Origin of the sequence: Nocardioides alkalitolerans, from assembly GCA_038184435.1 — a bacterium.
GTDB classification, from domain to species: domain Bacteria; phylum Actinomycetota; class Actinomycetes; order Propionibacteriales; family Nocardioidaceae; genus Nocardioides; species Nocardioides alkalitolerans_A.
Genome location: CP116227.1, coordinates 636,944 through 648,296 on the forward strand (window position 1 = coordinate 636,944; position 11,353 = coordinate 648,296).

Below are 11,353 nucleotides of genomic sequence, written 5' to 3' on the forward strand. Positions count from 1 at the left end.
GGGGGCAGGATCAGTGGTGCGCGCCCTCCGCGGGCTGCACGAGCTCGACGAGCACGCCGCCCGCGTCCTTCGGGTGCACGAAGTTGATGCGCGAGTCCGACGTGCCGCGGCGGGGCGCGTCGTAGAGCAGGCGGACGCCGCGCTCACGGAGGATCGCGGAGACCTGCTCGACGTCGACGACGCGGTACGCCAGCTGCTGGAGGCCGGGGCCGGAGCGGTCGAGGAACTTGGCGATGGTCGACTCGGGCGTCAGGGGAGCGAGCAGCTGGATGAAGGAGCCGGAGTCGCCGACGGCCACCATCGCCTCGCGGACCCCCTGCTCCTCGTTGGTCTCGGTGTGGGCCACCTTCATGCCGAAGGTCGTCTCGTAGAACGCCACGGCCTCGTCGAGGTCGGGCACGGCGATGCCGACGTGGTCGATGGCGATGAACAGGTGCTCGGGGATCTCCAGCGCTGCAGACATGGGCGCATGGTACGAGGCCGATCCCCGTCGCGAGTGTGACGACCACGACACCGACCGAGCGCACGGTCGCCTCTCGCCAGAAAGGTGACGACTCGTTAACCTAGATCGTCGCTCGCGTCGCAGCGGCACGTTCCTCACGCAGCGAACCCACCTCTCAAGGAGGACCTCATGACCACGTCCGTCATCGTCGCCGGTGCGCGCACCCCCATCGGCCGACTCCTCGGTGGCCTCAAGTCGCTCACGGCGGCCGACCTGGGTGGCGTCGCCATCAAGGGCGCCCTCGAGAAGGCCGGCGTCGCGGGCGACGCGGTGGAGTACGTGATCATGGGCCAGGTCATCCAGGCCGGAGCCGGCCAGATCACCGCCCGCCAGGCCGCGGTCGCCGGTGGCATCCCCATGGACGTGCCCGCGCTGACGATCAACAAGGTCTGCCTGTCCGGCATCAACGCCATCGCCCTGGCCGACCAGCTGATCCGCGCCGGCGAGCACGAGATCGTCGTCGCCGGCGGCATGGAGTCGATGACCCAGGCGCCGCACCTGCTGCCGAAGTCCCGGGAGGGCTTCAAGTACGGCGACACCGCGCTGGTCGACTCGATGGCCTACGACGCGCTCTACGACCAGTTCACGAACCAGCCGATGGGCGGCCTCACGGAGGCCCGCAACGTCGAGGCCGAGAAGCTGAGCCGCGAGGAGCAGGACGCGTTCGCGGCCCGCTCCCACCAGCTGGCCGCCGCCGCGCAGAAGAACGGCGTCTTCGACGACGAGATCGTGCCGGTCTCCATCCCGCAGCGGAAGGGCGACCCGATCGTCGTCTCCGCCGACGAGGGCGTGCGGGGGGACACCACCACCGAGAGCCTCGCCAAGCTCCGCCCCGCGTTCAGCAAGGACGGCACGGTCACGGCCGGCTCGGCCTCGCAGATCTCCGACGGTGCCGCCGCCGTGGTCGTCATGTCGAAGGCCAAGGCCGAGGAGCTCGGTCTCTCCTGGATCGCCGAGATCGGCGCCTCGGGCCAGGTCGCCGGCCCCGACTCGACGCTGCAGGAGCAGCCGGCCAACGCGATCCTCAAGGCCGCGGAGAAGGAGGGCATCGCCGTCTCCGACATCGACCTGTTCGAGATGAACGAGGCCTTCGCGGCCGTGGGCATCGCGAGCGCTCGCAAGCTCGGCGTGTCGGAGGACAAGGTGAACGTCAACGGCGGCGCCATCGCGCTGGGCCACCCGGTCGGCATGTCGGGCGCCCGCATCGTGCTCCACCTCGCGCTGGAGCTGAAGCGGCGCGGTGGCGGCACCGGTGCGGCCGCCCTCTGCGGCGGTGGCGGCCAGGGCGACGCGCTCATCATCCGCGTCCCGGCGTGACGATCGCGTGATCGGAGGTCGCGCCGGCGCCACGCCGGTCGCGGAGCTCGTCGAGGCCGCGCGGGGCGGTTCGCCCCGCGCGGTCGCGCGTCTCGTGTCGCTCGTCGAGGACGGGGCCTCGCGCCCGGACCGCGACGACCTGGCGCAGCGGCTGCGCGAGGCCATGGCGCTGCTGGCGCCGCACACGGGCCGTGCCCACGTGGTCGGCCTGACGGGTGCCCCCGGCGTCGGGAAGTCGACGTCGACGTCCGCGCTCGTCACCGAGCTGCGGAGCCGGGGACGGCGGGTGGGCGTGCTCGCCGTCGACCCGTCCTCGCCGTTCTCGGGCGGCGCCCTCCTGGGTGACCGCATCCGGATGGGCGAGCACGCGACCGACGCCGACGTCTACATCCGCTCGATGGCGTCGCGCGGTCACCTGGGCGGCCTGGCGTGGAGCACCCCGCAGGCGCTGCGCGTGCTCGACGCCGCCGGCTTCGACGTCGTGCTCGTCGAGACGGTCGGCGTGGGCCAGAGCGAGGTCGAGATCGCGGGCCTCGCCGACACGACGGTCGTCCTCCTCGCCCCCGGCATGGGCGACGGCATCCAGGCAGCGAAGGCCGGCATCCTCGAGGTCGGCGACCTCTATGTCGTCAACAAGGCCGACCGCGACGGCGCCGACCAGGTGCGCCGGGAGCTGCGCGGCATGCTCAACCTCGCGGACCGCCCGGCCGACGCCTGGAAGCAGCCGATCCTCCCGACGGTCGCGCAGACCGGGGAGGGCGTCGCCGCCGTCGCCGCGAAGCTCGACGAGCACCGCGCCTGGCTCGCCGACACCGGCGCGCTGGAGCGCCGTCGCCGGCGCCGCGCCCGCGCGGAGGTCGAGGCGATCGCGATGACCGCGCTGCGGCGCACGTGGGCGGGGTTCGCCGGGGGCGCGGCTCTCGACCGGCTCGCCGACGACGTCGTGAGCGGCCGGCGCGACCCGTACGAGGCGGCCGACCGCCTCCTGGCCGCGACCGAGACGACCACCACCGCCTGAGGTTCGCGACCCTCCGGGCGCGCCTTCGCCGGTGACCGGTCCCGGCTTGGTAGAAACATGCCGGTCTGTGTCCGGGAACGAGAGGAGCTGTGTGCCGTGAAGAAGGTGATCCTTCTGCTGCTCGTCGTGTTCCTCGGCTTCTGGATGTTCACCGACCCGCAGGGTCTGGCGGCGACCGCCCGCGAGGGCGGCGACGGCGCGTGGGACGCGCTGGTGTCGGTCTTCGAGGCCACGATCCGCTTCCTCGGCGCCCTCTTCTGAGGGCGGGAGGGTGAGCGCGTGGGACTGCTGGCGGCCCTGACCGACCCCGACATCGGCAAGCACCTGCTCCGCGAGGAGGGCGAGGTGATCGTCGACGAGGTCCGCCACCACTGGGTGGCGTTCATCGTGCCGGGCCTCGTGCTGCTCGCCGCCCTGGCGCTGCTCGTCTCCGTGCCGTTCATCCCGCTCGACTGGGGCTGGTTCCCGCTGCTGCTGGCGCTCGGCGTCGCCGCGTACGGCGGGTACCGCGGCCTCGGCGTGCACATGGACCGCTTCGTCATCACCAACATGCGGGTCTTCCGGGTGCACGGCGTCTTCTCCCAGCAGCTCGCGACGATGCCCCTGACCCGCATCCTCGACATCACCGTCAAGAAGCCGTTCATCGGGCGGATCCTCGGCTACGGGCACTTCGTCTTCGAGTCGGCCGCCCAGGCGCAGGGCCTGCGCGACATCCGCACGGTGGCGCGGCCCGACGAGCGCGACATGGCGATCCAACGCGTCGTGCAGCGCTCCGGCGTGCGCGGCCGGCCCCAGGTGAACTGATGGCCCTGCCGTTCGATCCCATCGCCGAGGCGCGCCGTCAGTGGGACCTCCGCTGGACCGGGGGCGAGGCCATGCACGCCGTCACGTCGCTCATGCGGGTGCAGCAGCTCGTCATCGGCCGCCTGGACGCCCTGCTGAAGCCGCACGGCCTGACGTTCGCCCGCTACGAGGCGCTCGTGCTCCTCGTCTTCTCCTCCCGCGGGTCGCTACCGCTGGGCAAGATGGGGGAGCGGCTCCAGGTGCACCCCACCTCCGTCACGTCGATCATCAACCGCCTCGAGGCTGCCGGGCTGGTGGAGCGTCGTCCGCACCCCGACGACCGCCGCGCCACGCTCGCCGCCATCACCGACGAGGGGCGCGCGCTCGTCGAGCGCGCGACCGCGGACCTCCTCGCCGCGGACTTCGCACTGGGTGCCCTCGGCGGCGCGGAGCAGCGCGCCCTGTCGGACCTGTTGGCGCCCGTGCGCCGTGATGCCGGAGACTTCTGACGTGCGTCCCTCCCACACCGCTCGCCGCCTCCTGCTCGCCACCGCCCTCGTGCTGCCCGCGGCCGCCTCCGGAGCCGTGCTCGTCGGTCCCGCTGCCGCCGCCGAGGCGGACGTGCAGCTCGCGCTGCCTGAGGACGCACCCGCGGTGGACGGCACCGACGCCGGGGCGCCCACGACGCTGCCGCGGGGCTGGAGCCGCACGACGCTGGGGGGCGACGGGGCGACCGGCTACTTCCAGGTGCGCCGCGAGCAGGAGGGCAGCACGATCCACGTCGCGGCCGTCACCCCGGGCGCGAGCCCGGACAGCGCCGAGTCCCTCTCGGTCGAGGTGAGCACGGCCGACGAGGACTACTGCGTCCAGGCGTCGGGGTCGCGCACGGAGGACGAGCTCGGCCTGGTGACGGCGTCCACCCTCGTCGGTCCGGCGGACCCGGCGACCTCGTCCGGGACCCCCGCCGACGAGCCGTGCGTCGACGCCTCCACCCTCCAGGTCGAGCTGAGCCGCGGGGCCAGCGCGGGGTCCGCCTCGACCGAGGTGTGGTTCCGCGTGGTCGAGGAGTCGTCGGTCGAGGACGTCGACGCCCTGCCGGACCCGGCCGAGGCCGAGCGCGGGCAGGTCGACGCGTCCGGGGACCCCCGGGACCGGCCGGGTGGTCGGGACGTCGCCGACGCCCCGCTCGTCGGGGACGGGATCTGGCGCGGGACCGTGCCGGCGGGCGGTCAGGTCGCGTACCGCGTGGCCGTCGCGGAGGGCCAGACGCTGCGGGCCGAGGTGGTGAGCCCGGCGCTGTCCGCCGACGACGCCACGGAGCTCGGGTACGGCACCGACATCACCCTCACCCTGCGCGACCCGATGCTGTCCGCGGACCGCACGCTCGGCGACTACGGGTCCCTGGGCTCCGAGCCCGCGCGTGCCCAGGCGGTCGCCGGCCCGGTGTTGCACCGCAACCGCTTCGACTCGTTCAACGGTCCCTACCTGCCAGGGGAGTACCTGGTGGTCGTCTCGATGGACGCCGTCGACCTCGACGGGCTGGACGAGGTGCCCTACACGCTGCGCGTGGGCGTCGAGGGGGAGCCGACGACGGTCGAGCACACGACCGCGCCGCCGTTCCTCGCCGGCGCGGACGCGACCGACGCCGTACCGCTCGGCGCGCCGGTCGCCGCGGACGACGCGTCGTCGTCGACCGTGCAGTACGTCGCCGGTGGCGCGCTCGTCGCGGTGGGGCTCGTGCTCGCCGCCGGCGGGGGTCTCCTGGTGCGGCGTCAGGCCGTCAGCAGGAGGTAGAGCCCCGCGACGACCGCGAGCAGGCCGAGCACGAGCAGTGCGAGGCCGGGCACGGAGACGCCGCGGCGCGGCGCGGCTGCCGTGCGCTGGCCGCCGCGGTCCACCCGGGTGCCGCCGTCGACCCGGGTCGCGCCCGCGCCGTGGACCAGGGTGCCTCCGACCTGGGTCGGGGCGCCGTGGGCCGCCGTGACGTCGGTGGGGCCGGACGGCGCCGACCAGCTGACGCCCGCCGGTCCGGTGGTGTCGAGGGCGAGACGCTGCGGCACGACCACGGGCACGTCGCCGGCGGGCTGGTCGAGGAGCTGCAGCTCGCGGAGCGCGGCGCGCAGCGACCCCGCGTCCGGGTAGCGGTCGCCCGGCTCCTCGGCGGCGGCCCGCGCCAGCACCGTCACGAGGCGCTCGGCGACGTCCCGCGGCTCGGGGAGAGCGTCGCCGGCCACCGCGGTGCTGCCCTTCTCGGGGCGCACCCCGGTGAGCATCTCGAGGCCGACGCGGCCCACGGCGTACACGTCCTGGCGGGGGTCGGGGTCGCCCCCGTGCCACTGCTCGGGCGCCATGTATCCGGGGGACCCGACGGCCATCGGGCCGTGGGTGAGGCGCGGCTCGTCGACGGGCACGGCGATGCCGAAGTCGGTGAGGCGCAGGTGGGGCCACCCGGTGCCGGTGGGCTCGAGCAGCAGGTTGGCCGGCTTGACGTCACGGTGGACGACACCGGCGGCGTGGACGGCCTCGAGCGCCTCGAGCAGCTGGTCGAGCAGCACGCCCACCCACGGCAGCGGCAGCGCGCCCCGCTCCTTGAGGAGGTCGGCGACCGAACCGCCCGCCACGAGGGGCATCGTGAAGAGGACGCGGTCGTCCATGCCCGCCCACGACTCGGGCGTGACGACGTGGGGGTGGGCGATGCGCACCGACTGCTCCCGCACGAAGCGGAGCAGCGACGCGGCATCGGACTGGCGGAGGATCTTGGCCGCCTTGACGCGCCCGTCGGAGCGGTCGTGGACCGTCCAGACGGCACCCATGCCGCCCATGCCGATGGGCTCGATCAGCTCGTAACGCCCCGCGAAGACCTCACCCACGCGCCCAGCCTAGGCCGTGCGGGGCCTCCGGCTCAGCCGACCCGCAGCGTCTGCCCGGTCAGACCCGCCGCGCCGGCGCTCGCGAGGAACTGCACGAGATCGACGACGGCGGCGCGCGTGGCCTCGGTGAGGCTGCCGCGCACGCGGCGGGGCCGGGCCAGCAGCGTGCCCGAGGTGCGCGGGGCGTGGCGCTCGATCTGCACGTGGTACGCCGGACCCTGCGTCGGGGTGGCCAGGCACCCGTTCACCCGCACCCCGTGGCGCTCCATGCCGTCAGCGAGGTCACCGACCGCCCGCACGAACGTGTCCTCCGCCTCCGGGCCGTCCCCGCCGAGCGCCCACCACCGAGCGGCGGCGGGGGTGAGGACGACCGCGCCGCCGCCCTGCGCGGCGCTCGTCGACAGGGCCGGACGAAGGCGACGCACGGCCTGCGCGGGGCCGGCCAGGCCGAGCCGGCACGCCTCGACGACGAACTCGCGGTCCGCGTGCCCGAGGTGGCGCGGCAGCTCCGGCGCCGCGGCGACGACGAGCGCGTCCAGCCGGTCCGTGCCGGACGCGAAGTCGACGATCGCCTCCGGGTGGTCGAGCGCGAGGGGGCGGTAGCGGAACCGCGAGAGGTCGGCGTCGTAGAAGCCGGTGAGGTGCTGGGCGCCGGTGACGGTCACCTCGGCACCCGCGTCGGCGAAGGCGTGGGCGATCGCCAGGCCCGTGCCCTGGGTGCCGCCCAGGACGGCGACCCGGTGGCCGGAGTAGTCGTAGCGGGGGTAGTTCAACGCGGTCCCTGTCTTCCCGAGATGTCGACGAGGAGCGACCATCATGCACGACCCGCTCCGCGGTGGTCACCCTCCGGACGCCCTCCCGGCACGTCCGTCGGACGATCCGCCACAATGGCGCCCATGACGCAGCGACCGTTCTCCCGTCCTGGTGCGATCGACCTGTCGAGCCTCAAGCGTCCGGCGGGCGCCCCGGCCCCCGGATCCGCTCCGGGCGGGCCCGGCGGTGCTCCCGGCGGTGCTCCCGGTGGTGCTCCCGGTGGACCGTCCGGTGGCGAGGGCGGCGTGGTCGCGCCGTACGCGCTGACCGTCGACGAGCAGAACTTCCAGACGGTGCTGGAGTCGTCGCGCACCGCTCCCGTGCTGCTCGTCTTCTTCTCGCGCACGCGGATGCCGGAGAGCGGCCAGCTCGCCGACGACCTCGCCGCGCTGTCGAGCGAGTTCGAGGGCCGGTTCCTCCTCGGCCTCGTCGACATCGACGCGACGCCCCAGATCGCGCAGGCGATGCAGATCCCGTCGATCCCGCTCGTGGTCGCCGTGCTCGACGGGCGGCCGATGCCGCTGTTCCAGGACGTCGTGCCGCTCGAGGAGCTGCGGGCCGCGCTCACCCAGGTGATGCAGCAGCTGGTGGCCCAGGGCGTGACGAGCCGGCACCAGCCCCGCTCGGCCGCCCCGGTCGCCGACGGTGACGACGAGCCCGCCCTCGACCCGCGCTTCGCGGCTGCCGAGGACGCGATCGCGTCGGGCGACGCGGCGGCGGCGGTGGCGGAGTACGAGAAGCTCGTCGCCGCCAACCCCGCCGACGCCGAGGCGGCGGTCGGCCTCGCCCGCGCCAAGCTCCTGCAGCGCACGGCCGACGCCGACCTCAACGCCGCCCGCGCGGCGGCCGCCGCGGCGCCCGAGGACGTCGACGCCCAGCTCCTCGTCGCCGACCTCGACCTGCTCGGCGGGCACGTCGACGACGCGTTCGCCCGGCTCATCGACGTCGTGCGCCGCACGGCGGGTGACGAGCGTGAGCGCGCCCGGCAGCACCTCGTCGAGCTCTTCGGCGTCGTCGGCAACGGCGACCCGCGGGTGGCCCGGGGCCGCCAGCAGCTGGCGTCCGCACTGTTCTGATCGCTGGCCGGCGGGGCTCGCTCCCGGACGTCATGCGAACCGCCGGCTGGGGGCGCCGGGGCGCATGACGTCTCGAGTGGGGGACGGCGGCGGGCCGGGCGGTGGGCGCGGAAATGTGCGGTCGGGGGTGGTCCGGCTCGGTCGGGGGTGCACCAGGCGCACAGTTCGGAGAGTCTCCGGACGTCATGCAAGTCGCGGGCCGGGGGAGCCGGAGCGCATGACGTCTCGAGTGGGGGACGGCGGCGGGCCGGGCGCTGAGGTGGTCGGGCGCCGCGAGTCAGGTCCCGGCGGCCCAGCTGCGGCGCAGCTCGTCGACCACCGCGGCCACGGCGGGCGACCCGGCGAGGGTGCGCCGGTGCAGCACCGTGACGGTGCGGGTCGGTGCCGGGTCGGTGACGCCCAGCGCCACCAGGTCGTCGCCCAGCGGGGCCCGGCCGAGGCGGGGCACCAGCGCGGTGCCGAGCCCGGCGGAGACCAGCGCCAGGTGGCACTCGAACTCCCGTGACTGGTGGGCGATCCGCGGTCGCCGCCCGGTGCCGTCGTGCATGCGCTCGAGCCACTGGCGGCAGATGGTGCCGGGCGGGGTGGCGATCCACTCCTCGTCCGCGAGGTCGGCGGCGGTGACGCTGCCGCGCCCCGCGAGGGGGTGGTCGCGCCGCACGATGGCGTGCGCGGGGTCGTGGCCGAGCTCGGTGGCCACCACGTGCTCCGGGACCGCGAGCGCGACGTCGCCCCAGGCGTGGGCGACGGCGACCTCGACCCGGCCGCGGGCGACGAGGTCGACGGCGTCCCAGGGCTCCTCCTCGCTGAGCGTGATCCGCAGGTCGGGGTGGGCGTCGAGGAGACGCCGGGTCACCGGCGCGGCGAGGCCGCGCATCGCGGTGGAGAAGAAGGCGAGGCGCACGTGTCCCGCGACCGTGCGGGAGTAGGCGTGCAGGTCGGCCTCGACACGTTCGAGGTCGGCGAGCACGCGGGCGCCGTCGTCGACGAGGCGCCGCCCGGCTCCGGTGAGCAGCACCCCGCGGCCGACGCGCTCGAGCAACGCCACGCCGGCCTGCTTCTCGAGGCGCTTCACCTGCTGCGAGACCGCGCTGGGCGTGAAGCCGAGGGCGTCGGCCGCGGCGACGACCGAGCCGTGCTCGTCGACGGCGCGGAGGGACTGGAGTGCACCGAGGTCGATCATGAAGCGACCGTACAACGTTTCGTGCGTGATCATTCGCTGGTGCTGCACGGTCGGTCGCCCCGAGCATGGACCCATGAGCCGTCGTGACGCGCTGCTGGCGCTGCTGGTCGCCCTGCTGTGGGGCTTCAACTTCGTCGTCATCGAGTGGGGGATGGTCGGCATCCCGCCGCTGCTCTTCCTCGCGCTGCGCTTCACCGTCGTCGTCCTGCCCGCCGTGCTCCTCGTGCCGCGGCCCGACCTGCCCTGGACCGCCGTCGCCCGCGTCGGGCTGCTCATGTCCCTGGGCCAGTTCGGGTTCCTGTACGCCGCGATGCACGCCGGCATGCCGCCGGGCCTGGCCGCGCTCGTGCTCCAGGCCCAGGTGCTGCTCACGATCGTCATCGCGGCCGGCGTGCTGGGGGAGCGGCCCAGTGCCCGCCAGGGCGTCGGGGTGCTGGTCGGCAGCCTCGGCCTCGCGGTCGTCGCGGTCGGTCGCGACGTGACCACCCCGCTCCCGGCGCTGCTGCTGTGCCTCGCCGGCGCGCTGTCGTGGGCGGCGGGCAACGTGGCCGCCCGGGCGGCGGGCGCCTCCGGCGGTCTTTCCCTGACGGTGTGGTCGGCGCTCGTCGTACCCGTGCCGGCGCTGGGGCTGTCCCTCCTCCTCGACGGCCCCGCGGCGGTCGCGTCCGGCATCGCCGCGATCGGGGTGCCGGCGTTGCTGTCGACCCTCTACACGGCCGTGCTGTCCTCGCTCGTGGGCTACGGCATCTTCACCGCGCTGCTCGGTCGGTACCCCGCCGGGAAGGTCGTGCCGTGGATCCTGCTCGTGCCCCCGGTCGCCATGGGCTCGGCGTGGCTGCTGCTCGGCGACCGGCCGGCGTCGCTCGAGGTCGTCGGCGGGCTGGTGCTGCTCGCCGGTGCGGCGGTCGCGCTGCTCCCGACGCGGCGGCGCGGGACGGACCCCGTGCCCGTCCCGGCGGAGGGGGTGGCGCCGGTGCTTCAGCCCTCGGGGGAGTCGGTGCCGTGCCGTCCGGACTCGGTGTAGGCCGGCGCGCCGCCGCCCAGGTTCTCCAGCGCCGCGACGACGCGGCGGGCGGTGAAGTCGGCGCAGCGCTCGAGGACCTCCTCGGGCGTGCAGAAGGCGATCCCCTTGATCTCCTTCTCCTCCTTCACGACACGGGACACGAGGTCCGCGCCGTCGTGGACGCCGCCGTCGAACACGAGGGTCACGGCGTCGTCCCAGCCGCTCCACGGCGGCAGCCAGTCGGTGAGGAGCAGCCGGCCCGCCGGGATGTCCAGGGCCAGCTCCTCGCGCACCTCGCGCGAGGTCGCCAGCTGCGGTGACTCGTTGACCTCGACGACACCGCCGGGGAGGTCCCAGTCGCGCTTGTAGGTGAGCTGGCAGAGCAGCACCCGACCCTCGTGGTCGCGCACCAGCATCTGGCCGATCGCGCGCTTGCGGGGCAGGAACGAGTTCAGCAGCGCGCGGAAGCCCTCGGGTGCGTCGGCCGGCACGTCGTCGGCGAGGCGGGCGTAGAGCACGTGGTCGACCGGACCCTCCGGCAGCGGGATGCCGCGCAGCACGCCCTCGCGGCGCAGGCCCGACCAGGTGGCCACCCGCTGCCCGAGCGCGTCGTCGGCGCGCACCCGCGCCTCGACCCGCGCGTGGTCGACGAGCGCGGTCTCGACCGCGGTGCGCACGAGCCCGACGGCCGCGGTCCAGCCCTGGTCGGTGACGGAGGAGCCCCACGTGACGTGCGCGACGCCCGGCGAGAGCGTGGTGACCGACACGGGGGCGGGGGCGGCACTCAC

General features: G+C 74.8%; 13 protein-coding genes. 8 read left to right on the forward strand and 5 right to left on the reverse strand.

All coding sequences use genetic code 11. The annotated features are described in order from the left end of the window. Nucleotides 1–10 precede the first annotated feature (10 nt). Nucleotides 11–463 carry a methylmalonyl-CoA epimerase gene (gene mce, locus PIR53_03165; GenBank protein ID WZH52999.1) on the reverse strand — a complete coding sequence of 151 codons (453 nt, stop codon included), beginning with the start codon at nucleotides 461–463 and terminating at the stop codon, nucleotides 11–13. Between the two features lie 168 nt (nucleotides 464–631). On the opposite strand from mce, the gene PIR53_03170 reads away from it, so the two are divergent. From PIR53_03170 to PIR53_03195, 6 genes are all read left to right on the forward strand, one after another. Then, nucleotides 632–1,819, forward strand: a complete 1,188-nt coding sequence (locus tag PIR53_03170) for an acetyl-CoA C-acetyltransferase (protein ID WZH53000.1) — start codon at nucleotides 632–634, stop codon at nucleotides 1,817–1,819. Between the two features lie 7 nt (nucleotides 1,820–1,826). Beyond that, nucleotides 1,827–2,837: a methylmalonyl Co-A mutase-associated GTPase MeaB gene (gene meaB / locus PIR53_03175; GenBank protein ID WZH53001.1), complete on the forward strand. Its 1,011-nt coding sequence runs from the start codon at nucleotides 1,827–1,829 to the stop codon at nucleotides 2,835–2,837. A 96-nt stretch (nucleotides 2,838–2,933) separates the two neighbouring features. Beyond that, complete coding sequence (locus PIR53_03180) at nucleotides 2,934–3,098, forward strand: hypothetical protein (GenBank protein WZH53002.1); 165 nt, start codon at nucleotides 2,934–2,936, stop codon at nucleotides 3,096–3,098. Nucleotides 3,099–3,116: 18 nt separating this feature from the next. Next, on the forward strand, nucleotides 3,117–3,641 hold the full coding sequence (locus tag PIR53_03185; protein WZH53003.1) for a PH domain-containing protein: 525 nt from the start codon (nucleotides 3,117–3,119) through the stop codon (nucleotides 3,639–3,641). Beyond that, on the forward strand, nucleotides 3,641–4,129 hold the full coding sequence (locus PIR53_03190) for a MarR family transcriptional regulator (protein ID WZH53004.1): 489 nt from the start codon (nucleotides 3,641–3,643) through the stop codon (nucleotides 4,127–4,129). The genes PIR53_03185 and PIR53_03190 overlap by 1 nt, the downstream gene beginning before the upstream one ends. A 1-nt stretch (nucleotide 4,130) precedes the next feature. Continuing rightward, nucleotides 4,131–5,414 carry a hypothetical protein gene (locus PIR53_03195; GenBank protein WZH53005.1) on the forward strand — a complete coding sequence of 428 codons (1,284 nt, stop codon included), beginning with the start codon at nucleotides 4,131–4,133 and terminating at the stop codon, nucleotides 5,412–5,414. Here PIR53_03195 and PIR53_03200 read toward each other — a convergent pair. Together PIR53_03200 and PIR53_03205 are read right to left on the reverse strand one after the other, a co-directional pair. Continuing rightward, nucleotides 5,393–6,490: a serine/threonine-protein kinase gene (locus PIR53_03200; GenBank protein ID WZH53006.1), complete on the reverse strand. Its 1,098-nt coding sequence runs from the start codon at nucleotides 6,488–6,490 to the stop codon at nucleotides 5,393–5,395. The genes PIR53_03195 and PIR53_03200 overlap by 22 nt on opposite strands. Nucleotides 6,491–6,522: 32 nt before the next feature. Further along, nucleotides 6,523–7,263: an SDR family oxidoreductase gene (locus tag PIR53_03205; GenBank protein ID WZH53007.1), complete on the reverse strand. Its 741-nt coding sequence runs from the start codon at nucleotides 7,261–7,263 to the stop codon at nucleotides 6,523–6,525. Between the two features lie 123 nt (nucleotides 7,264–7,386). Between PIR53_03205 and PIR53_03210 the strand changes: the two genes are divergently transcribed. Continuing rightward, on the forward strand, nucleotides 7,387–8,379 hold the full coding sequence (locus PIR53_03210; GenBank protein WZH53008.1) for a tetratricopeptide repeat protein: 993 nt from the start codon (nucleotides 7,387–7,389) through the stop codon (nucleotides 8,377–8,379). A 277-nt stretch (nucleotides 8,380–8,656) separates the two neighbouring features. Here PIR53_03210 and PIR53_03215 read toward each other — a convergent pair whose 3' ends face one another. Beyond that, on the reverse strand, nucleotides 8,657–9,562 hold the full coding sequence (locus PIR53_03215; GenBank protein WZH53009.1) for a LysR family transcriptional regulator: 906 nt from the start codon (nucleotides 9,560–9,562) through the stop codon (nucleotides 8,657–8,659). A gap of 73 nt (nucleotides 9,563–9,635) precedes the next feature. Between PIR53_03215 and PIR53_03220 the strand changes: the two genes are divergently transcribed. Further along, nucleotides 9,636–10,586 carry an EamA family transporter gene (locus PIR53_03220; GenBank protein WZH53010.1) on the forward strand — a complete coding sequence of 317 codons (951 nt, stop codon included), beginning with the start codon at nucleotides 9,636–9,638 and terminating at the stop codon, nucleotides 10,584–10,586. Here PIR53_03220 and PIR53_03225 read toward each other — a convergent pair. Then, entirely contained in the window at nucleotides 10,541–11,353 is an 813-nt protein-coding gene (locus tag PIR53_03225; protein WZH53011.1) for an NUDIX hydrolase, read from the reverse strand. The two genes, PIR53_03220 and PIR53_03225, sit on opposite strands and share 46 nt — an antisense overlap.